Source organism: Baekduia sp., from assembly GCF_035996765.1.
Taxonomy (GTDB): domain Bacteria; phylum Actinomycetota; class Thermoleophilia; order Solirubrobacterales; family Solirubrobacteraceae; genus Baekduia.
Genome location: NZ_DASYJG010000045.1, coordinates 1 through 20,418, shown reverse-complemented (window position 1 = coordinate 20,418; position 20,418 = coordinate 1). Strand labels below are relative to the sequence as shown.

Annotated in this window: 21 protein-coding genes and 1 tRNA gene; 13 read left to right on the top strand and 9 right to left on the bottom strand. The window is 68.8% G+C overall.

Annotated features, from left to right (window positions below; all coding sequences use genetic code 11):
* Positions 1–271 precede the first annotated feature (271 nt).
* The 10 genes from VGO10_RS11260 to VGO10_RS11215 all read left to right on the top strand — a co-directional run bounded on the left by VGO10_RS11260 (position 272) and on the right by VGO10_RS11215 (position 7,451).
* A complete protein-coding gene (locus tag VGO10_RS11260) occupies positions 272–868 on the top strand; it encodes a TlpA disulfide reductase family protein (RefSeq protein WP_327468270.1) in 597 nt (198 codons plus the stop codon).
* Positions 869–877: 9 nt separating this feature from the next.
* Entirely contained in the window at positions 878–1,864 is a 987-nt protein-coding gene (locus VGO10_RS11255; protein ID WP_327468268.1) for a galactose-1-phosphate uridylyltransferase, read from the top strand.
* A gap of 4 nt (positions 1,865–1,868) precedes the next feature.
* Positions 1,869–2,291, top strand: coding sequence for a D-aminoacyl-tRNA deacylase (gene dtd / locus VGO10_RS11250; protein ID WP_327468266.1), 423 nt, complete (start codon positions 1,869–1,871; stop codon positions 2,289–2,291).
* 16 nt (positions 2,292–2,307) lie between these two features.
* Positions 2,308–2,934: a hypothetical protein gene (locus VGO10_RS11245; RefSeq protein ID WP_327468264.1), complete on the top strand. Its 627-nt coding sequence runs from the start codon at positions 2,308–2,310 to the stop codon at positions 2,932–2,934.
* Complete coding sequence (locus tag VGO10_RS11240) at positions 2,934–3,446, top strand: nitroreductase (RefSeq protein WP_327468263.1); 513 nt, start codon at positions 2,934–2,936, stop codon at positions 3,444–3,446. Before VGO10_RS11245 ends, VGO10_RS11240 begins: the two co-directional genes overlap by 1 nt.
* Positions 3,424–5,397: a potassium transporter Kup gene (locus VGO10_RS11235; RefSeq protein WP_414642229.1), complete on the top strand. Its 1,974-nt coding sequence runs from the start codon at positions 3,424–3,426 to the stop codon at positions 5,395–5,397. The genes VGO10_RS11240 and VGO10_RS11235 overlap by 23 nt, the downstream gene beginning before the upstream one ends.
* Positions 5,398–5,477: 80 nt before the next feature.
* On the top strand, positions 5,478–5,708 hold the full coding sequence (locus tag VGO10_RS11230) for a hypothetical protein (RefSeq protein ID WP_327468258.1): 231 nt from the start codon (positions 5,478–5,480) through the stop codon (positions 5,706–5,708).
* Positions 5,708–6,142, top strand: coding sequence for a TA system VapC family ribonuclease toxin (locus VGO10_RS11225; RefSeq protein WP_327468256.1), 435 nt, complete (start codon positions 5,708–5,710; stop codon positions 6,140–6,142). The genes VGO10_RS11230 and VGO10_RS11225 overlap by 1 nt, the downstream gene beginning before the upstream one ends.
* Before the next feature lie 203 nt (positions 6,143–6,345).
* A complete protein-coding gene (locus VGO10_RS11220; protein ID WP_327468254.1) occupies positions 6,346–6,828 on the top strand; it encodes a hypothetical protein in 483 nt (160 codons plus the stop codon).
* Entirely contained in the window at positions 6,825–7,451 is a 627-nt protein-coding gene (locus VGO10_RS11215) for a DUF2971 domain-containing protein (RefSeq protein ID WP_327468252.1), read from the top strand. The genes VGO10_RS11220 and VGO10_RS11215 overlap by 4 nt, the downstream gene beginning before the upstream one ends.
* A 167-nt stretch (positions 7,452–7,618) precedes the next feature.
* On the opposite strand, the gene VGO10_RS11210 is transcribed toward VGO10_RS11215, so the two are convergent.
* The 5 genes from VGO10_RS11210 to VGO10_RS11190 all read right to left on the bottom strand — a co-directional run bounded on the left by VGO10_RS11210 (position 7,619) and on the right by VGO10_RS11190 (position 13,673).
* On the bottom strand, positions 7,619–8,656 hold the full coding sequence (locus VGO10_RS11210) for a dipeptide ABC transporter ATP-binding protein (protein ID WP_327468250.1): 1,038 nt from the start codon (positions 8,654–8,656) through the stop codon (positions 7,619–7,621).
* On the bottom strand, positions 8,653–9,765 hold the full coding sequence (locus tag VGO10_RS11205) for an ABC transporter ATP-binding protein (RefSeq protein WP_327468248.1): 1,113 nt from the start codon (positions 9,763–9,765) through the stop codon (positions 8,653–8,655). The genes VGO10_RS11210 and VGO10_RS11205 overlap by 4 nt, the downstream gene beginning before the upstream one ends.
* Before the next feature lie 14 nt (positions 9,766–9,779).
* The gene (locus VGO10_RS11200) at positions 9,780–10,736 is read right to left on the bottom strand and encodes an ABC transporter permease (RefSeq protein ID WP_327468246.1); all 957 of its coding nucleotides are present in this window, start codon (positions 10,734–10,736) and stop codon (positions 9,780–9,782) included.
* An 84-nt stretch (positions 10,737–10,820) separates the two neighbouring features.
* Positions 10,821–12,599, bottom strand: a complete 1,779-nt coding sequence (locus VGO10_RS11195) for an ABC transporter substrate-binding protein (RefSeq protein ID WP_327468244.1) — start codon at positions 12,597–12,599, stop codon at positions 10,821–10,823.
* Between the two features lie 99 nt (positions 12,600–12,698).
* Complete coding sequence (locus VGO10_RS11190) at positions 12,699–13,673, bottom strand: ABC transporter permease (RefSeq protein ID WP_327468242.1); 975 nt, start codon at positions 13,671–13,673, stop codon at positions 12,699–12,701.
* A gap of 412 nt (positions 13,674–14,085) precedes the next feature.
* Between VGO10_RS11190 and VGO10_RS11185 the strand changes: the two genes are divergently transcribed.
* The 3 genes from VGO10_RS11185 (at position 14,086) to VGO10_RS11175 (ending at position 18,021) form a co-directional block, all read left to right on the top strand.
* Positions 14,086–14,217, top strand: a complete 132-nt coding sequence (locus VGO10_RS11185; RefSeq protein WP_327468240.1) for a hypothetical protein — start codon at positions 14,086–14,088, stop codon at positions 14,215–14,217.
* Between the two features lie 106 nt (positions 14,218–14,323).
* Positions 14,324–15,070, top strand: a complete 747-nt coding sequence (locus VGO10_RS11180) for a hypothetical protein (RefSeq protein WP_327468238.1) — start codon at positions 14,324–14,326, stop codon at positions 15,068–15,070.
* Positions 15,071–15,186: 116 nt separating this feature from the next.
* Positions 15,187–18,021, top strand: coding sequence for a helix-turn-helix transcriptional regulator (locus VGO10_RS11175; protein ID WP_327468236.1), 2,835 nt, complete (start codon positions 15,187–15,189; stop codon positions 18,019–18,021).
* A gap of 3 nt (positions 18,022–18,024) precedes the next feature.
* On the opposite strand, the gene VGO10_RS11170 is transcribed toward VGO10_RS11175, so the two are convergent.
* The 4 genes from VGO10_RS11170 to VGO10_RS11155 all read right to left on the bottom strand — a co-directional run.
* Positions 18,025–18,894 (bottom strand): hypothetical protein, encoded by an 870-nt coding sequence (locus VGO10_RS11170; protein ID WP_327468234.1) that lies wholly within the window; start codon positions 18,892–18,894, stop codon positions 18,025–18,027.
* A 23-nt stretch (positions 18,895–18,917) separates the two neighbouring features.
* Positions 18,918–18,991 (bottom strand) — tRNA-Arg (locus tag VGO10_RS11165).
* A gap of 20 nt (positions 18,992–19,011) precedes the next feature.
* A complete protein-coding gene (locus VGO10_RS11160) occupies positions 19,012–19,455 on the bottom strand; it encodes a response regulator (protein ID WP_327468232.1) in 444 nt (147 codons plus the stop codon).
* A partial coding sequence (locus tag VGO10_RS11155; RefSeq protein WP_327468230.1) for a sensor histidine kinase occupies positions 19,452–20,418 on the bottom strand: 967 nt, incomplete at its 5' end. The genes VGO10_RS11155 and VGO10_RS11160, both read right to left, overlap by 4 nt.

Below are 20,418 nucleotides of genomic sequence, written 5' to 3'. Positions count from 1 at the left end.
CGCTCACGGGTGAACGCCTCGGCACGCTTGACGAGGGTGGGATCGGGAACGGATGCGGCCTCGACGGCCTGCGTCGTGGAATCAGCCATGCAAACGGCAACTCTTCGTGAGAAGCGTCCGCGAAAGACCGAGCGGCGGACGTGCGCTAAACGGTCCTCGAAGGACCGTGGGACACGAGGGACCTTCTTGTGAACAGCAGCTGGACCCTCGCCTCGTAGCGCAAGGATACCGGATCGGCAGACCGATCCACAGAACCTGCCACCCTTTGGCCATGTCGCGCCGCCGCCTGCTGTCAATCATCGGCGCCGTGGCCGTCGTCGCGGTGGTCGTCATCGGCCTGTCTCAGACCAAGACCGACAACAGCCCGCCGAAGCCCGACAGCTTCGATCTGGCCGCCGCCAAGCGCTCGTTGGCCGGCGCGCCGGGCCCGCTGGCGGCGCTGCATGACCGCTCCAACACGCTCATCCCTGCCGACAAGCAGGTGTACGCGAAGGAGATCAAGGGCCTCGCCGGCCACCCGATCGTGGTCAACAAGTGGGCGTCCTGGTGCGGACCCTGCCGGGGCGAGTTCCCGGTCCTGCAATCGACCAGCGTGAAGTACGGCAAGCAGGTGGCCTTCGTCGGGCTCGACGCCTCCGACAACGACGGCGACGCGACGAAGTTCCTGCGCCACTTCCCGGTGACCTATCCGAGCCTGGTGGACCGCAATTCGCACATCGCGCAGTCGCTCGGCATCGGCCGCGCGTTCCCCACGACGATCTACTACGACGCTCACGGCAAGCGGCAGTACAGCCACCAGGGTCCGTACACGTCGGACGCGGCCTTCGCCGCCGACATCCAGCGCTACGCGCTCGGGCGCCCGTCGTGATGGGCGTCGATGCCTGAGGTCCGCGTCGACCCGCTGACGGGGCTGAAGACGATCGTGGCGGCTGAGCGCGCGGCTCGGCCGGGCGGGTGGCAGATCGCCGGGGATGCGGCGCCGATCGACCCGGCGGCGGATCCCTTCGCACCCGGCCACGAGGACCAGACGCCGGCCGAGGTCTACGCCGATCGCACCGAAGGGTCGAATGCAGACGGGCCGGGTTGGCGCGTCCGGGTCGTCCCCAACCTCTACCCCGCGCTGAGCGCCGACGGCGCCGAGCCCGAGCGCTCTCACGCCCCCGACCTCTTCACCGCCACCGCCGCCCACGGCGCGCATGAGGTCATCATCAACGCCCCCGACGCCGTGACCTCGCTGGCGCAGCTGACCGTCGAGCAGGTCACCGCGGCGATGGAGGTCTGGCGCGCGCGCATGCGCGCGCACGCGGAGGCCGGCGCGGCGTACGTCCACGTGCTCGTCAACGAGCGCGTCGAGGGCGGCGCGTCGCTGCCCCACACCCACGCCCAGCTCTACGCGATGGACTTCGTTCCAGCGCAGATCGCCCGCGAGCGCGAGCGCTTCACCGCCCACGCCACGCGCACGATGGGCGGCAACCTGCTGCAGGACCTCGTCGCCGAGGAGGTCCGCCAGCGCGAGCGGCTGATCGCGATCGACGACGAGGCCGTCCTGCTGTCGCCCTACGCCGCGCGGCTGCCTTACCAGCTGCTGCTCGCGCCGCGGCGCCCGCGTGCGCGCTTCGAGGACGACGGCCCGCTGGGCGCCGCGCTCCTGCACGACGGCCTCAACCGTCTCGGGCGTGTCCTCGGCTTCCTGCCGCCGTTGAACATCTGGGTCCGGACCGCGCCCCGCGGTGCTGAGCACTTCTGCTGGCGCATCGACGTCCTGCCGCGCCTGACGCACCTCGCCGGGCTCGAGCTCGGCACCGGCGTGCACCTCAACATCGTCGCGCCGGAGCAGGCCGCGGCGCAGCTTCGCAAAGCGTGATCCCGTGCGAGCCCTGATCCAGCGCGTGGCGCGCGCGTCGGTCAGCGTCGAGGGCGAGACGGTCGCCGCCATCGACGCGGGGCTGCTCGTCTTGCTCGGCGTCACCCACACCGACGACGAGGCGACCGCCGATCGGCTTGCCGACAAGGTCGCCGCCCTGCGGATCTTCGAGGACGCCGACGGCAAGATGAACGAGCCGCTCGGGCCCGACCGGGAAGTGCTGGTCGTCAGCCAGTTCACGCTCTACGGCGACGGTCGCAAGGGCAACCGCCCGTCGTTCGTCGCCGCCGCGCGGCCCGAGCAGGCCGAGCCGCTCTACGAGCGCTTCCGCGCACGGCTGAACGCCCAGGGCGGCCGCTTCGGCGCGCACATGGAGGTCGAGCTGGTCAACGACGGCCCTGTGACGCTGCTGCTCGAACTCCCCTGACGTAAGGTGCGGCCCTATGCCGCCCGAGGATCGGTTCGTCCCCCGCTTCGCCGCCGAGCCGCCACAGGAGCTGCTGCCCTACGGCCGCTGGGCCGACCGGCTGCGCGAGGAGTTCCTCGCTGCCTGCCTGCGGATCGCCGACGAGGTCGGCGAGCCGGGCGAGATCGTCTGGTTCCCCGACCGCACCTGGGGCGGCCGCACCTACGTCCCGGCGACCGTCCGCACCGACGCGCGGCTGGAGCTCTACGGCGTCGTCTCCTTCGCCCCTGCGGTCGAGGAGGGCCAGGAGCCCGAGCACTTCGCGGCGACCGCCGACTGGACCGAGGAGACCGTCGAGGCCAACCCCGACTGGACGATCGACCTCTGCGAGGAGGTCGTCGGCGGCTGGCGCGGCGAGGCCGGCAATGTCGCCGCGATGACGCTGGTCTGGGGCACGCCCGTCGTCGACCGCGTCGCGATCGCGTCCGCCGAGCTGGCCGGCCTGACCGTCGATCAATGCATCCTGATTGAGAACCGCTTCACGCTGCTGGCGCCTGACGACTACCGCGGCGACACGCTCGACGTGCTGGTCTTCGACGGCGTCGGCCGCGAGCTCGCGCGTGAGTCGCTCTACACCGAGGAAGAGGACGAGGACGACGCGTGATGGACGTCGAGGAGGCGATCCGCACCCGGCGCACGCACAAGGTCTACGGGTCGGAGCCCGTCGAGCGCGCGGTGCTGACCGAGCTGCTCGAACTCGGCCGCTGGGCACCGAACCACCACCTCACCAACCCGTGGCGCTTTCGGGTGCTCGGGCCGGAGGCGCTGGAGCGGCTGAAGGCCGCGGTGGGTCCTGACGGCGCGGGCAAGCTCGACCGTGCCCCGACGCTCGTCGCGGTCTCCGTCCTGTGCACGCCTGACGATCCCGTCGCCGAGGAGGAAGACCTCCTGGCCGCCGGCTGCGCCGCCTACGCCGTCCTGCTCGGCGCCCACAACCGTGGCCTGGCCGCGTATTGGCGGACGCCCGCGATCCTGCGCGAGCCCGCCGGCCGCGCGGCCCTCGACATCCCCGACGCTGAGCACTGCATCGGCCTGCTGCACCTCGGCCCCGCGCGCCAGGAGCAGCGCGTGCCTGAGCGTGCGCCGCTGGACGATGTCGTCACGTTCCTTGCCTGAGGAGACCGAGACCGGTCCCACCCACCCCGGCAACCGGCCCACGCACGGGGTCAAGCCCGGGGGCGTCCATGCTGGCGGCGCAGCCGCGCTGACGCTCGGGGCGCTGGGCGTCGTCTTCGGCGACATCGGCACCTCCCCGCTCTACGCGCTGCAGACGGTCTTCAGCGTCGATCACCACGCCGTCCACCCGACGCAGACCACGGTCTACGGCGTCATCTCGCTGGTCTTCTGGACGATCACCATCATCGTCTCGATCAAGTACGTGTCCTTGATCATGCGTGCCGACAACGAGGGCGAGGGCGGCATCATGGCCCTCATCGCGCGCATCCAGGCGGTGAACCTGCAGCGGCGCTGGGCGAAGGTCGCGCTGGTCATGCTCGGCATCTTCGGCGCCTCGCTCTTCTACGGCGACGGGATGATCACGCCGGCGATCTCGGTGCTGTCGGCGGTCGAGGGCGTCGAGGTCGTCTCGCCCGGACTGGAGGCGTGGATCGTGCCGATCACGCTGGCGATCCTCACCGTGCTGTTCGCGATCCAGCGCTTCGGAACCGGCGCGGTCGGCCGCGCGTTCGGGCCGGTCATGGGCGTCTGGTTCACGCTGCTGGCGGTCAGCGGCGGCGCCGAGGTCGTCCAGCACCCGGGGATCCTGCGGGCGATCTCGCCGACCTACGCCATCACCTTCCTCTCCGAGCATGGCGGCACGGCCTTCATCGCGCTGGGCTCGGTCGTGCTGACGGTGACCGGCGCCGAGGCACTCTACGCCGACATGGGGCACTTCGGCCGCCCGCCGATCCGCCGCGCGTGGTTTGGCCTGGTCTTCCCGGCGCTGTTGTTGAACTACATGGGTCAGGGCGCGCTGATCCTGCACGACCCCAAGGCCATCGACAACCCGTTCTTCTTGTTGATGCCCCACTGGTCGCGGATCCCCGTCGTCATCCTCGCGACGTTCGCCACCGTGATCGCCTCGCAAGCGGTGATCTCGGGCGCCTTCTCGGTGACGCGTCAGGCGGTGCAGCTCGGCTTCCTGCCACGGCTGACGATCCGCCACACCTCCAGCAAGGAGGTCGGCCAGGTCTACGCGCCGGCGGTCAACTGGGGGATCTTCGTCGCGGTCGTCGCGCTGGTCGTCGGCTTCGGTTCGTCCCAGCATCTCGCGTCGGCTTACGGGATCGCCGTCACCGGCACGCTGGCGATCGACACGTTGCTGTTCTTCGTGGTCGTCCACGTCGTCTGGCACAAGCCGCTGCGCACCGCCATCGCCGGCGCCGTGGTCTTCCTGATCGTCGACCTGACCTACTTCGCCGCCAACCTGCCCAAGGTGGTGCACGGCGGTTGGTTCCCGTTGCTGATCGCGGCGATCATCTTCGTGGTGCTGACGACCTGGCAGAAGGGCCGCGAGATCGTCTCGCGCAACCGCGTCGAGCTGGAAGGCCCGCTGCGCACGTTCGTCGACGAGGTCCACGAGGCGCAGCCGCCGGCGTCCCGTCCGGCCGGAACGGCCGTCTTCCTCAACGCCAACCGCGAGACGACGCCGCTGGCGCTCCGCGCCAACTTCGAGCACAACCGGACGCTGCACGAGAACGTCGTGATCGTCTCGGTCGTCGTTGAGCGCGTGCCCCACGTCCGCGAGGTCGAGCGCGTCAGCGTCGACGACCTCGGCTACGCCGACGACGGCATCCTCCACCTCACCACCCGCCACGGCTTCCAAGACGACGTCGACATCCCGCGCACGCTGCGCCGCGCGGCCAAGCACATGGAGGGTGACATCGACGTCGCGCACGCGAGCTTCTTCATCTCGCGCATGACGATCGTCGTGACGCACGCGCCCGGCATGGCGATGTGGCGCAAGAAGCTCTTCGTCGCGATGAGCCGCAACGTGGCGAATCCGGTGGCCTACTTCGGGCTGCCCGACGATCGCACGATCGTCATGGGGTCACACGTGGAGCTCTAGGTGTGTCAGCGGCCGGCAGCGGTGCCTGCTGAACATCGAGATGCTTCAATATCCGCATCTTGATGCGCTAGCCTGGGGACATGCGCACCACCCTCACCCTCGCCGACGATGTCGCCGCCGCCGTCGAGAAGCTCCGCCGCGAGCGCTCAATCGGCATCAGCGAGGCCGTCAACGACCTCGTCCGCGCCGGCCTGGTCCAAGAGCGATCGACAGCACCGTTCGTGCAGAGGACGCACAACTTCGGCGACGGAATCGACTACTCCAATGTCGCCGACGCGATCGAGACGCTCGACGGGGCCGCCACCCGCTGATGCTGCTCGACGCGAACCTGTTGCTCTACGCCGTCCACAGAGAAGCCGACCGTCACGACGCCGCCCGCACGTGGCTGACCGAACAGCTCAACGGCTCACGACGCGTCGGTATCCCCTGGACCAGCCTCGGCGCCTTCCTGCGCATCGCAACCCACCCCCGCGCGTTTCCCCACCCGCTGTCACCTGGCATGGCCTGGGAGCGCGTCACCGACTGGGTCGCAGCTCCAGTCGCCTGGATCCCGGAGCCCGGGCCTGAGCACGCCCGCATCCTCGGTGACCTCATCGCCAGACACGACATCCGCGGCAACCTCGTCCCCGACGCCATGCTCGCCGCCCTCGCCATCGAGCACGGCCTCACCCTGTACTCCGCCGACACCGACTTCGCACGCTTCACGGATCTCCGCTGGGAAAACCCGCTGCGCGCCGGGACCTGAGCGCGTCGCCGCCGACAAAGACCCACCCGCGTACGGACCCTGCAATTGTGGAGTGGGTTCCTCGTGGGGTTGGCTTCGCAAGCCGATGTTGATGAGGTGTCGGTGTAGTTCTGCGTACTCGGTCAGGATGTCCTTCCAGTACCCGAGAGGTCCGAACCTCCGATCCCTGTCCGTCTCCTGGCCGCGGGACACTGCGCGCCCCAATGGCTGACCGCAAGACAAGCACGGACGTTCTGCTCGCGGAGTTCTTCAAAGCCGCACAGCCGCATGTCGCCAAGGCGGCCTCACCCGACCCTCCACTTGTTCCCGAGGACCCCGAGAAACGCCGACCCGGCATTCCACTGCTGTACCACTACACGACGCTCGATGGCCTGACCGGCATCACCGACACCAGCTCCATCTGGGCATCTGACGCCCGGTACATGAATGACGCATCGGAGATGAGCTACGCGGCTGAACTGATCGAGACGGTCATCGCGGAAGTGCTGGCTGAAGTTGATGATCAGCCGTTGCGGTCGGCTCTTCCAACGCGTCCCGGTTTTGGCAACGCGTTCAACTACGCAGTGCCATTCGGACCACGACCGTTCGTGGCCTGCTTCTGCGAGGCCGAGGACTTGCTGTCCCAATGGCGCGGGTATGGCGGAGATGACTCCGGTATCAGCCTCGGGATCGATGTCCACGGATGATGCGCTTCGACCCTCCCCCAAACACCCACCTCAGAAAGGTGATCTACAACCGAGACGTGCAACGCGAGACAGTGCGTGAGATCACCACCAATTGGCTCGAAACGGCGCGCACGATGATCGACCGGGGAGAGGACATCAAGGAAGTCTTCCCCTACCCGGCGATCTGGGGTCTACAAGACGCCCTCGCCGAACATCATCTGTGTTTCAAGCACCCATCCTTTGCCGAAGAGCAGGAGTGGCGGATCATCAAGCTCGTGGATGTGCGCGAAGAGATGGGCCTCAAGGACCACCTGAAGATGAAAGAGCAGATGGAAAGCAGCTTTGAAGGTCTCCGCGAGATGGGTTTTGAGCCTCCGCCGCCGCGCACCTGGAACCCCTATGAGAACGCCGAGGGCGTTGAGATTCGCTTCCGCCGGGGAGCCACCGGGCTCGTACCGTTCGTCGAGGTACCGCTGCGTGAGCGCGCTGGAGTATTCACAAACCGTCTTCCCCTCTGGGCAGTCGTCCAGGGGCCGACCACACATCCTGAACTGGCACTGGAGGCCCTTACGCTCTGTCTTCAGTCGAGGGGCTATGGCTTCCATACAACGGTACGCCCGTCCGCGATCCCGCTGCGGCGGTAGGGGATTGGTACCCGCGCACTCCCACCGCTGACGACCGATTTGAGGCCAGATAGCAACTCGCGAATCGCGCTGCCAAGACGAAGAAAGACCTCGATTCCAGGCCGTCCTGAACAGCCGGAGGCAGGATCCCGAACCGGCGACCTTCGAGTATGTGCCCGACCGGGTCTTTACGCTGCCGCGGTCGGCACCCGCCGCGCGATCTCCTCGTCACTCAGCGGGAAGAAGCAGGCCGCGACGTTGCCGCCCTCCTTGGGCTCCAGCGGCGGATCCTGCACGTCGCAGGTGCCCTCGACGAACTTCGGACAGCGCGTGTGGAAGCGGCAGCCGCTGGGCGGGTTGCTCGGCGACGGCACGTCGCCGCCCAGCACCTGGCGGTTCCTGTTGCGCGCCAGGCGTGGATCCGGGACCGGCACGGCCGACAGCAGCGCGCCCGTGTACGGATGGCGCGGGTGGTGGTAGAGCTCGTCGGAGTTGGCCAGCTCCACGATCTTGCCGAGGTACATCACGGCCACGCGGTCGCAGGTGTGGCGCACCACTGACAGGTCGTGGGCGATGAAGATGATCGTCAGCCCGAGGTCCTTCTGCAGCTCCTTGAGCAGGTTCAAGATCTGCGCCTGGATCGAGACGTCGAGCGCCGAGACGGGCTCGTCGGCGACGATCAGCTTGGGCTTGAGCGCGATCGCGCGGGCCACGCCGATGCGCTGGCGCTGACCGCCGGAGAACTGGTGGGGCAGGCGGTTGTAGTGCTCGGGGTTGAGGCCGACCTGCTCCATCAGCTCCTGGACCCGGACCTTGCGCTTGCGCTCGTCGGACTCGACGTCGTGGATGATGAACGGCTCGCCGATGATCGACCCCACCGTCTTGCGCGGGTTCAGCGACGAGTACGGGTCCTGGAAGATCATCTGCATCTCGCGGCGCAAGGGCTTGAGCTCTTTGCGCGAGAGGCCGGCGATGTCGCGGCCCTCCCAGCTGATCGTGCCGGCGGTCGGGGTCAGCAGGCGCGTGATCAGGCGCGCGGTCGTGGACTTGCCGCAGCCCGACTCCCCGACCAGGCCGAGGGTCTCACCGCGCAGGATGTCGAAGTCGATGCCGTCGACCGCGCGCACCGCACCGACCTGCCGCTGGATCAAGAAGCCGCTGCGGATCGGGAAGTGCATCTTCAGGTCGCGGACCTCTACGAGGGCCTCGCCGCTGGTGGCGCTCATGAGCCCGGCACCTCCTCACCGGTATTGCCCTCGGCAGAGGGCGACAGCGTCGTCTCGGGGATCGGGACCTCCTCGATGGCGGCCTCCGGCGTCTCACCAGCACGCAGCGCGGCCCACAGCGACTGGCGCGTCTCGGCGGGCAGCAGGCACGCCACCTTGTGGCCGGGGTCGCCGCTGCCGGTCGGCTCCAAGCCCGGGTCGACCTTCTTGTGCGCCTCGCGCACGTACGGGCAACGGGGATGAAACGAGCAGCCCGACGGCTTGTTGATCAGCGACGGCGGGCGGCCGTAGATCGGCACGAGCTCCTGGTCGCGCGGTGTGTCCAACCGCGGGATCGACTTGAGCAGACCCCAGGTGTAGGGATGCTCGGGCGCGCTGAAGATGGTGTCGACCTTGCCGTATTCGACAATGCGCCCGGCGTACATCACCGCGATCTCCTCGGTGACCTCCGCCACCACGCCGAGATCGTGGGTGATCATCACGACCGCCGTGTCGAGCTCGGTCTGCAGCTTCTGGATCAGCGTGAGGATCTGCGCCTGCACGGTCACGTCGAGCGCCGTCGTCGGCTCGTCGGCGATGAGCAACTTAGGGTCGTTGATCAGCGCCATGGCGATCATCACGCGCTGGCGCATACCGCCCGAGAACTCGTGCGGGTAGCTGTCGATGCGCTTGCGCGGGTCCGGGATGCCAACGAGGCCGAGCATCTCGACCGCGCGGTCGCGGGCCTGGGCCTTGGTGACGTCGTTGTGGGACCGATGCGCCTCGATCAGCTGGTGGCCGATCTTGTAGAACGGATGCAGCGAAGAGAGCGGGTCCTGGAAGATCATCGCGATCTCGCCGCCGCGCACCTTGCGCATCTCCGACGCCGACGCGTTGAGCAGGTCCTTGCCGTCGAACGTGATCGATCCGGAGATCTTCGCGTTGCCCGCGCGGGTCAGCCCCATCACGGTCATCGAGGAGACCGACTTGCCCGAGCCGGACTCGCCGACGATGCCGAGCGCCTGGCCGCGGTCGACCGAGTAGCTGATCCCGTCGACGGCTTGCACCAAGCCGTCCTCGGTTTCGAAATGGACCTTGAGGTCCTTGACCTCCAGCAGCGGCTGCGCCATCGAACTCACCGCTCCTAGTACCGCACGCGCGGGTCGAGGAAGGCGTACAAGATGTCGACGAGCAGGCTCATCAGCGCGACGGCCAGCGCAAGGACGAGCGTCGTGCCCTGGATCGTCGCGAGATCGCCGCGCTGGATCGCGTCGAACGACAGCCGGCCGACACCGTCGATGTTGAACACCGTCTCGGTCAGGATCGCCCCGCCCATGAGGATGCCGATGTCGAGGCCGAGCACCGTCAGGACCGGCGTGATCGCCGAGCGGACGCCGTGGCGCAGGACCACCCGCCGCTCCGACAGCCCCTTGGCTCGCGCGGTCCGGATGTAGTCCTCCGACATGGTCTCGAGCAGGTTGGAGCGCAGCAGCCGGGCGTAGATCGCCGCGAAGGAGGCTGCCAGCACGAGCCACGGCAGGATCAACGTGTGGGCCTTGGCAAAGAAGCCATGCGCGTCCTGATAGGAGCCCGCGCCAGGGAAGATGTGCCACACGCCGATGTCGGTCGAGAACAGGTACAGGGCGACGAGGCCGAGCCAGTAGACCGGCGCCGAGATCGCTAGCAGCGCGCCGCCCATCAGCATGCGGTCCCAGAGGGTCCCGCGCGCGCTCGCCGAGACGATGCCGATGAGCACGCCGCTGGTGAACCAGATGACGGCGGCGCCGAGGACCAGGAAGATCGTGTTGGGCAGGCGGTCGAAGATCAACGACCTGACCGCCTGGTTGTTGGTGTAGCTGGTGCCGAAGTCGAAGTGCCGCACGAGCTTCGAGACGTAGTCCCAGTACTGCACCGGCAGCGACCGGTCGAGCCCGAGCTGCGCGCGGATCGCGGCGATCTGCTCGGGGCTCGGCGTGCGTCCCGCACGCAGCTTGGCGGGATCGCCGCTGGGCAGGACGTAGAAGATCAGGAAGGTGACCGCCGTGATCACCAGCAGGAGCACGATGGTCCAGAGGAGTCGGCGGAAGATGTAGGCGGCCATAGGCGGGTGATCGGTGGTTCGAAGCGCTCCCGGCCGGCGCGCGCTGGCGCCGGCCGGGAAGCTGTGGTTCGGCGATGCGGGGTGTTACTTCAGGGACGTGAAGCTGAAGTCCCAGGCGGTGTAGTACCCGTTGGCCACGCCGTTGACGTCCTTGGACCGCAGGAGCGTCGTCTTGTCCCACACGAACGGGATCGCCGGCGCATCGCCGGTGATCATCTTGTCGATGTCAGCCCAGGCCTTCAGCCGCGCCTCGCCGTCGAGCAGCGTCGCCTTCTTCATCGCCGCGTCGACCTTGGGGTCGCGGAGTTGCGCCATGTTGTTGTTCAACCCCGACTTCGGGATCGTGTACCCGGCGAACACCGGCTCGAGCATCGACTGGGGATCGGCGAAGTCCTTGAACCAACCGGCACCGCCACAGACGGCGACCTTCTTGGACGGGACCTGGCACCAGTCGTTGTAGACCGCGTCCTGCGGGACGAGGCGCAGGCGGATCTTGAAGCCGAGCTTCTCGAGCTGCGCCTTGGCGACCTCGGACTGCGCCTTGTTCGGATCGACGTTGGCGCTGACCATCAGGAACTCGTTGCTCCCGGTGTACTTGCCCGAGGGGAAGCCAGCCTTCTTCATGTACGCGGCGGCCAGGGCGGGATCGCCCTTCTCGTTCTTCGTGCTGAGGAAGTCGAAGCCGGGGCCCTTGAAGCCACCCGCCTCCGCGAAGCCCGGGAAGTCCGGCGGCAGGAAGTGCGTCGGCAGATCCGCGGTGAACTTGCCACCACGCGCCAGGCGCGCGGCGTTGCGGTCAAACCCGGCGAGCACGGCGCGCCGCACGTTGATGTTGTCAAACGGCTTGATCGTCGTGTTGATCGGGAAGTAGCGGTAGCCGCCAGACGGGATCTGCGTGTACTGATCCTTGATCTGGGTGGCGACCTTCTTGATGATGTTGGCCGGCGGGTTGGCGTCAAACGTCATGTGCGAACCGGCGAGCACCTGCTCACTGGCGACGTTCGCGTCAGACGCGTTGGTCCGCATCTCGATCTCGTTGAGGTAGGCGGGCCGGTAGTCCGTGCTGGCATCCCAGTTCGGGTTGCGCACGAGGTCGATGCTCTTGCCTGCCTTGTAGCCGACCGTGTTGCCTTGGGCATCGTTCTTGACCATGTACGGACCGGTCGCGACGACGTGGGTGTTGTAGGTCGACGGGTTCTTGGCGTCGAACTTCTTGGCGTAGTCCGCGGGGACCGGGGCGCTGATCGGCATCACGAGCGCCGCGGCGACCGGAACGGCAGCGGCATCCTTGAGGTGGAACACGATCGTGGTGTCATCCGGCGTCTCGATGCCCGAGATCGGCTTGACGCCCTTGGTCGGCGAGGCGGGTGCGCCCACGATGCTCGAGAAGTACGCCGGGTATTGACCACCGACGTTGATCGAGAAGAAGCGCTCGAAGGCGTACTTGACGTCCTTGGAGGTCACGGCGCGGTTGACCGGCGGTGAGAACTTCACGTTCGGCTTGATCTTGACCGTGATCGTCTTCTTGTCCGCCGAGATGACGGGGTCGCCGTCGGCGAGGTCGGGCACCGGCTTGGCCGAGTCCGTCGGCTTGAAGGAGTACAGCGGACGCTGGGTCGGGTAGGCCACCATGTAGCCCTGGGTGAAGTACGTGTGCCCCGGGTCCAGGAAGTCAACGTCCGAGCCGGCCAGCATGACGAGCTTGCCGCCCTTCTTGCCCTGGACTGCTGCTGCTGCGTTGTTGTCGGTCTTGCTGCTCGTGGCGGCGGGCTTGGACGACGACGTCGATGAAGACGAGCTGCTGTCATCGCCACCACAGGCGGCGACGACGAACACGAGCGCGGCGAGCGCACCCGCGAGCACAAATCGGAGAACGCTCCGAGGCATGTGCGGTCCTTTCATTGAGTGCCGCCGATCGTCCTCAACGATCGGCGCGGGGGTTGGGCCGCGGCGCACGTGCACCTACTTGGACGTCCGCGGGTTGAGAGCGTCCTGCAGTCCGTCTCCGACGACGTTGAAAGCAAGGACCGTGATCAGGAGTGCAAGTCCAGGGAACACCATGAACCACCACGCGTCTTGGAAGACGGAGGTGGCATCGGAGATCATCGCGCCCCAACTCGGCTTCGATGGGTCAATGCCCACGCCGAGGAAGGACAGCGAGGCCTCGTAGATGATGTTCTGCGGGACCAGCACGGTCGAGTAAACGATGATGGGCGCGACGAGGTTCGGCAGGATCTCGCGCACGATGATGCGCTTGTCCGAGGCGCCCAGCGAGCGCGACGCCTCCACGAACTCCCGCTCGCGCAAGGAGAGGACCTGGCCGCGCACGATGCGCGCCATGTACGGCCAGGTCGTCAGCGTGATCACGAAGATCACGACCGGCAGACCCGGCTGGATGGCGCCGCCGAGGCAGCCGTCGGCGCAGGCGACGCCGAGGCCGACGGCCAGCACGAGCACCGGGAACGCCAGGAAGAGGTCCATGACGCGGCTGAAGAGCGTGTCGACGCGGCCGCGGAAGTACCCGGTGATCAAGCCGGCCGTCACGCCGATGAGGACGATCAGCGCCGTCGAGATCAGCGCGGCCTCGAGCGAGACGCGTGCGCCGTAGAGCACGCGGGTGAACACGTCGCGGCCACGTTCGTCGACGCCGAATAGGTGCGCGCCGCTGGGGCCCGTCGGCGAGCCGAAGTCGTCGAGCAGGTTGTCGTTCTGGGTGTTCGGGTTGGGAAGCCCGAAGACCTTGACGATCAGCGGCGCCAGGATCGCGACGAGCACCATGAACACCACGACGCTGAGCGCGACCAGGGCGACCTTGTCGCGCCGCAACCGCCGCCAGAACAGCTCCAGGGGCGAGCGGGCAGCGATCTCGGCCGCCGACTCGTCCGCCAGGTCGGCGGGCTCGCTCTCAAGGAGCGTCTCGGAGGTCCCGGTGCTCACGCCCGGGCCCCCACCTGCGTGGTCTCGTCCTGCTTAATGGGTCCCTCTCCCAGAAGCTGTTCGATGCTCGCGATGGTGGACAGGTCCCTGCACCTCCTCATCGGGAGGAACCCCCAGCGAACGGCGCGCAGGCTACTCCTTTGGGGAGGGATATGTCAGGTGACTTGACCACAAACAATCTGAGCTTCACGCAAGCTCCAGAGCCAAGCGACTCCAGTTTGGACAACGGCGTGCCGAAACGGTGTGCCTCTTTGGCTGCGGGATCGGCGCGTCGACGGTTGATCCCGCCTCTTACCCATCGGCGGCGTTCTCGCACCTCGCTGCCAAGCCAAGCGGCAGGCTTCCTGGCAGGATGCTGCCCATGCGATGGCTACGTGAGCACTCGTCGGAACTTCTCTCGCTGGTCATCGCCATGGCGGTGCCCCTTGCCGGCGTTCTCCTCGCGATGCAGATCTGGGCCTCCGGCGAGCGCCGCAACGGACTGCGCGTCCTCGCGGCCGCGGTCCTGGGCACCTGCATCTGGATCACGGTCCTGAGCTTGTAGCAGCGTCCCCGGTTGCCGGGTCGGGCCGAGCGGGCGCGCGTTCTAGGGTCCAGTTCAGGGTGCCTTCCCGTGGTCACGGCGGTGAGGGCCCGACAGACTCCGCCGCATGAGGATCCGAACCCCCCAGGGCCTGCTCGCGACGGCGGTCGTCGCCGGAGCGGTGGCCGTCGTGCCGGCGCTCGCCCAAGACCTGCCTGAGACCCGCATCGTCTCTACCGCGCGGGCGACGCCGGACAAGGCCGGCACCGTGAAGCATCCCCAGGGGGTCTCGATCACGGCGAGGGCCGAGCTGATCACCCCGCGAGACATGGACCCGCCGATCGTCGACCGCATCGAGGTCCTGGTCGGCAAGGGGCTCATCTGGAACGACGGCAAGTACACCAAGTGCTCCAAGCAGGTCCTCGATCGTCAGGGCCCGAGCGGCTGCCCGCGGACGTCGCTGATGGGGTCGGCCACCGCGACGGGTATGGCCGACACGGTCGCCGCTCGTGTGGACCTCCTGATCTTCAACGGCGGCGAAGCTCGAAAGTACGTCTACGCGACGCTCAACAACCCCGCGCGGGTCAGAGAGGTCCTGACCGTGAAGTCAACGACGTTGCACGGCAGCGGCACGTGGGCCCACCAGGAGACGATCAACGTCCCCAAGAGCCTCCAGATCGTCGCCGGCATCCCGCTGCGGCTGACCAAGGTCCACCTGCAGATCGGCGGCAAGTCCTACGCCAAGGACTTCGTCGCCAGCACGTCCTGTCCGCAGGGCGGGTGGAAGTACCAGGTGACGACCAACTACGTCTACGAGACCCCCGGCCAGCCCGCCAACAACGTGAACAACGGCAGCATCCCGTGCACGAAGTAGCCGTCTGAACGTCCTTCAGCGCTCCCTCCCCTCGGTGACCGCCGGTTCGACGCCGGCGGTCATCTAGGGTTGCCGGCAGAGACGAGGTTGACGACCGGAACGATGGCATCCACCGCGTGAGCGAGCTGCTGGAGCGCGAGCGAGAGCTCGCCGAGCTCGATGCATTGGCCAACGAGGCCTGTGCCGGCGCGGGCCGCCTCGTGGTGATCGAGGCGGCCGCCGGGCTGGGCAAGACGCGGCTGCTGCAGGCCGCGCGGGAGTCCGGCCGTCGCGTCGGCATGCGCGTGCTGACCGCGCGCGCGACAGAGCTGGAGCGCGACTTCCCGTTCGCGCTGGCACGCCAGTTGTTCGCGCCGGCGCTCGCGCCGCTCGACGCATCGGCACGGGAGGCGCTGTTGGCCGGCGCGGTCGCTCCCGCGCGCGGCGCGCTCGGGCTCGCCCCGAACGAGCCGTCAGCCGAATCGACCGGCGATACGTTCGCGGTCCTCCACGGGCTGTACTGGCTGGCGGCGGCCTTCGCCGAGCAGCAGCCGTTGCTGCTGGCCGTCGATGATGCCCACTGGTCCGACGCGGCCTCGCTCGACTTCCTCAGCTTCTTGGTGCCGCGGCTGGAGGAGCTGCCCGTGCTGCTGGTCCTGACCTGCCGGCCAGACGAGGCAGGCGCCGAGCGCAGCCTCGCGCGGATCGCGACCGACTCGGTGGCGCGGCGGCTGACGCCGCGTGCGCTCAGCCCCCAGGGAGCGACCGCGCTGCTGACCGACACGTTGGGGCGTGCGCCCGAGGCGGCGTTCACGGCGACCTGCCACGAGGTCAGCGGCGGCAATCCGTTTCTGCTCTGCGAGCTCGCGCGCACGCTCGCGGTCGAGGAGATCGAGCCCGCTGCCGCGCAGGCGTCGCGCGTGCACGACCTCGCTCCGGAGCGGGTGACGCGCACCTTCCAGTTGCGCCTCGCGCGGTTGTCGCCTGCGGCGCAGGCGGTCGCACGAGCCGTCGTGATCCTCGGTGACGGCGCCGACGGTCGGCTCGCGGCCGAGCTGGTCGGGCTCGACGAGCAGGCCGTGGTGGAAGGGGCCGACGAGCTGCGCGCCGCCGCGATCCTCGACCACGACGTGGCGCTGCGGTTCATCCATCCGCTCGTGCGCACGGCGCTCGACACCGAGATACCGACGGGCGAGCGCGCCACGGCGCATGCGCGCGCCGCCGAGCTGCTGCGCGCACGCGGCGCGAGCGCGCAACGGCTCGCGACCCATCTCGTCGCCACCGATGCCCGTGGCGAGCGTGCGACGGCCGCGACGCTGCTGGAGGCCGGCCAGGCGGCGCTGGCCAGCGGCGCTCCGCGCTCGGCGTACACGTACCTGTCGCGCGCGCTACGCGAGCCGGCGCCCGACGACCTGCGCCCGGCCATCCTGAGCGCGCTCGTCAACGTCGGCATCCGCATGCCAGGTCGCGCGCTGTTCGCGGCGACGCTGCCCGAGCTGTCGCAGGAGCTGGCGCGCACGCCCGATCTGCATCTGCGGTGGGGCGTCCGCGTGAGCATGTGGATGATCCTCAGCGGCCACGCCAGCCTCGCCATCCGGTTCCTGGAGCAGGGCATCGAGATCGCCGACGCGCATGGCGACGTCGAGAGCGCCTTCCGCATGGAGGCCCAGCTCAGCGCGATCCAGCAGCAACCGTTGCCCGCCTGGCGGGCGCGGCTCAGCGGATACGTCGATCAGATCCCGTCCGACAGCGTGAGCGGCCGCCTCGCGGCCGCGCTCACCGCCGAGTGGAGCGCGTTTGATGGCACCGCGGTCGACGCCGTCGCGGCGGCGCGCCGAGCCCTCAGCCACGAGGGCCGCATCTTCGTCGAGCAGCCCGAGCTGTTTGCGCCCGGCCGCGCGATGCTGGCATTGGTCCTCGCGGACGAGCTCGAGGCGGCGCGGCGCGGCGCCGAGCAGGCGCTTGCCCACGCGCGGCGGCGCAGCGCGACGCCCGAGCTCGTCTCCGCTTGGTGGCACAGCAGCTTCGTCGCCTGGGCCTACGGCGACCTCGCTGCGGCCGAGGCCGACATCCGCCAAGCGCTCGCGGCCGCCCGTCTCGTTCGGATGCGCTTCGCCGAGCCACCGCTGGTGGCGGTGCTCTCCAGCCTGCTCCTCGCGCGCGGGGAGCGTGTCGCCGCCGAGGCGGAGCTCGTGGCGGGCGGCTTGACCGGCGAGATCCCGGATGCCGTCTGGATGTCGCTCGCGCTGTTCCCGCGCGGGCAGCTGCACTTCGAGCAGGGTCGCTTCGAAGAGGCGGCCGCCGACTTCGTGCAGGCGGAGCGCCTCTCGATCTGCTGGGGCGCGATCGGAATTCCGGCGCCGCCGGCGCGCATCCTGGCGGCGCGCGCCCTCGCCGCGCTTGGCGACCTGGAGCGCGCACGCCCGCGTGCCGACGCGGCGCTGGCCCACGCGCGCAACTTCGGCGCGCCCACGCTCGTCTCGCGCGCGCTGCGCGCGTCGGCGATGATGTTCGACGGCCCCGAGCGCCTCTCCGCGCTCGACGAGGCTGTCGCCGTGCTCGACGGCTCACCCGCCCGCCTCGTGCGTGCCGAGGCGCTCACCGACCTTGGCACCGCGTTGCGTCGCGCTCGGCGCGATGTCGATGCGCGCCCGCCGTTGCGCGAGGCGCTCGAGCTGGCCCGGCGCTGCGGCGCTGTTGGCCTCGCCAAAGTGGCGTTCGACGAGCTTGCCGCGACCGGGGAGCGCGTCCGCCGGTACACCCCGATCGGCGTCGAGTCGCTCACCCCCAGCCAACGCCGCGTGGCGGAGCTGGCGGCAAGCGGCATGACCAACCGCCAGATCGCCCAGACGCTCTTTCTCACCGTCAAGACGATCGAGTCGCATCTGGCGGCCGCCTACGACAGCCTCGGCATTCGCTCGCGGCAGCAGTTGCCGGCCGCACTGAGCCCAGGGGCGGAGCGATCCGCTTGACCTTCAGCGGGCTCGCGTGGCGCGTTCGAGTAGCCGGCCCGCGCGCTTCATCCGTGGAGCGCGCCAGACGTGTCGCTGCTCGAAGGGCCAGGCATAGATCGGGTTGCCGTCGCGCACCAGCTCCAGCAGGCGTTCTTCGCCAAGCTCCTCAGCCGACCACTCGTACAAGCACTGCAGTCGCGGTGCGATGACCGCGTAGTCGAGAAGCCGGCCCAGACGCTGCTCGTCGCCGAGGTAGCGCTCCACGTCGTCGGCGAGCGGATAGCGGTCCGGCAGCACGGCGTGGAGCGAGAGGAACACGCCGGCCATTCCCAGCCTGGGATCGCCGAGCAGGCGGCCGAGCGCAGCGAACCGTCCGAGCGCGAGGCGCGGCGCCGCGGCGAGTGCGTGCGCGTAGAGGACGCGCAGCAGCACCACGTTCATGAAGAAGCGCTCCGGCGCGCCCTCCGCCTCGGCGAGGTTGCGGTGCTCCAGGTAGCCGGCCACGATGCTCGCGTTGTGGGCGCGGTACCAATTGCGCCCCGTCGGTCTTGCGCCGAATTCCATCCAGAGTCGCACGGCCTGCGACGAAGGCTCACCGGTCATCCCGCCGAGCAGCGCAACCGTCTCGCATCCGTCCCGCAGCAGTCGCTCGTTGACCGCTCGCCACCACGCGCTGCCGGGCGGCGATGCGTCGAGCGGATCGAGCACCCCGCGATCCGCCTGCCAGCGCATGAACGACACCGCCGCCCGCCGGAACGGCAGATGTCGCGGCGCGCGACCCGTGGGCCCGCGGAAGACCCGCGCCATCAACGCCACACGCGCCGCCGGATCGTCGCGCACGGCCGCGACCTGCGCACCAGCCGAGGCGAGCGCGTCTGCGTGATGGCTCATCACACGGAGTGATACCGACCGAGCGCCCCGAGCTGGATTCGAACCAGCGGCCTTCCCCTTAGGAGGGGGACGCTCTATCCATCTGAGCTATCGGGGCGAGTCGCCCTTAAGCCTACGTCAGCCCGGCAGCCGCACAACCGACACGAAGAAGTCGTCGATCTGGCGCACGATCGAGACGAAGCGCTGGAAGTCGACGGGCTTGGTGACGTAGGCGTTGGCGTGCAGCTGGTAGCTCTTGAGCACGTCCTCTTCGGCCTCGGACGTGGTGAGCACGACGATCGGGATCGTGCGCAGCTCCGGGTCGCCCTTGACCTCGGCGAGGACCTCGCGGCCGTCCTTGCGTGGCAAGTTGAGGTCCAAGAGCACCAGGTCGGGGCGGATGCGGTCGGGGTAGTCGCCGGTGCCGCGCAGGTAGTCGAGCGCCTGTTCGCCGTCCGAGACCACGTTGAGGTTGTTGTGGACCTTGTTGAAGTCGAACGCCTCGCGGATGAGCAGGACGTCGCCCGGGTCGTCCTCGACCAGGAGGACCTCGATCGGCTGGCCGGCAGGCTTGGGAGTCATGGGGTGGTGTCCTCGTTGGGAACGGGCAGGGTGAAGCGGAAGGTGGCGCCGGCGGCGGCGGCGGCGTCTTCATCGGCGAGCACGAGCCAGATGCGACCGCCGTGGAACTCGACGATCTTGCGGCACATCGCCAGCCCGATCCCCGTGCCCGTGTACTCCTCCTTGGGATGGAGGCGCTGGAAGATCACGAAGATCCTGTCGGCGTAGCGGGGGGCGATGCCGATGCCGTTGTCGCTGACGGTGAAGGTGTAGATGTCGCCGTCGCCGTCCGGATCGCGCGTGCGCTCGGACGACAGGCGAACGCGTGGCGGCGCTTCGCCACGGAACTTGATGGCGTTGGCCAGCAGGTTCTGCAAGAGCGCGGTCAGCAACGAGCGGTCGCCGCGCACCTGGGGCAGCGGCCCGTCGATCGTGACCTGTGCCCCAGCCTCCTCAATCGCCGCGCCGAGGTCACCGACGGCGTCGGACGCAACCTGGTCCATGTCCACCACCTGCTCCTCGGCGCCGACACGACCGACGCGCGAGAACGCGAGCAGATCGTTGATCAGCACCTGCATGCGCTTGGCGCCGTCGACGGCGAAGTCGATGTACTGGTCGGCGCGCTCGTCCAGTTGGCCCTGGTAGCGGTGCTGGAGCATCCCGGTGAAGCTCGCGACCTTGCGCAGCGGCTCCTGCAGGTCATGGGAGGCGACGTAGGCGAACTGCTCGAGCTCGCTGTTGGAGCGCTTGAGGTCCTCCTGGGCGACCTGCAGTGCCTCCAGCTCGGCGACGATCCGTGCGCGCATGGCGTCGACGTCTGAGCCGAGCTCGACGACCTCTAGCGCGCCGCTCCCCTCGACGGGAACGTCGAACTCACCGCCTGCGACGTCGCGCACGCGGCCCGCGAGCCGGCTGAGCGGCACGACGATCACGCCGCGCAGGATCATCGCGGCGGCGAAGACCGACAGCAGGATCACGACGCCG

Coding starts and splice junctions, on each gene's coding strand:
- VGO10_RS11230 (WP_327468258.1), top strand. CDS start 5,478: ATGCGCACCACCCTCACCCTCGCCGACGATGTCGCCGCCGCCGTCGAG.
- VGO10_RS11210 (WP_327468250.1), bottom strand. CDS start 8,656: ATGAGCGCCACCAGCGGCGAGGCCCTCGTAGAGGTCCGCGACCTGAAG.
- VGO10_RS11160 (WP_327468232.1), bottom strand. CDS start 19,455: ATGACTCCCAAGCCTGCCGGCCAGCCGATCGAGGTCCTCCTGGTCGAG.
- VGO10_RS11170 (WP_327468234.1), bottom strand. CDS start 18,894: ATGAGCCATCACGCAGACGCGCTCGCCTCGGCTGGTGCGCAGGTCGCG.
- VGO10_RS11220 (WP_327468254.1), top strand. CDS start 6,346: ATGGCTGACCGCAAGACAAGCACGGACGTTCTGCTCGCGGAGTTCTTC.
- VGO10_RS11215 (WP_327468252.1), top strand. CDS start 6,825: ATGATGCGCTTCGACCCTCCCCCAAACACCCACCTCAGAAAGGTGATC.
- VGO10_RS11235 (WP_414642229.1), top strand. CDS start 3,424: ATGTCGTCACGTTCCTTGCCTGAGGAGACCGAGACCGGTCCCACCCAC.
- VGO10_RS11200 (WP_327468246.1), bottom strand. CDS start 10,736: ATGGCCGCCTACATCTTCCGCCGACTCCTCTGGACCATCGTGCTCCTG.
- VGO10_RS11205 (WP_327468248.1), bottom strand. CDS start 9,765: ATGGCGCAGCCGCTGCTGGAGGTCAAGGACCTCAAGGTCCATTTCGAA.
- VGO10_RS11185 (WP_327468240.1), top strand. CDS start 14,086: ATGGCGGTGCCCCTTGCCGGCGTTCTCCTCGCGATGCAGATCTGGGCC.
- VGO10_RS11225 (WP_327468256.1), top strand. CDS start 5,708: ATGCTGCTCGACGCGAACCTGTTGCTCTACGCCGTCCACAGAGAAGCC.
- VGO10_RS11180 (WP_327468238.1), top strand. CDS start 14,324: ATGAGGATCCGAACCCCCCAGGGCCTGCTCGCGACGGCGGTCGTCGCC.
- VGO10_RS11255 (WP_327468268.1), top strand. CDS start 878: ATGCCTGAGGTCCGCGTCGACCCGCTGACGGGGCTGAAGACGATCGTG.
- VGO10_RS11245 (WP_327468264.1), top strand. CDS start 2,308: ATGCCGCCCGAGGATCGGTTCGTCCCCCGCTTCGCCGCCGAGCCGCCA.
- VGO10_RS11240 (WP_327468263.1), top strand. CDS start 2,934: ATGGACGTCGAGGAGGCGATCCGCACCCGGCGCACGCACAAGGTCTAC.
- VGO10_RS11260 (WP_327468270.1), top strand. CDS start 272: ATGTCGCGCCGCCGCCTGCTGTCAATCATCGGCGCCGTGGCCGTCGTC.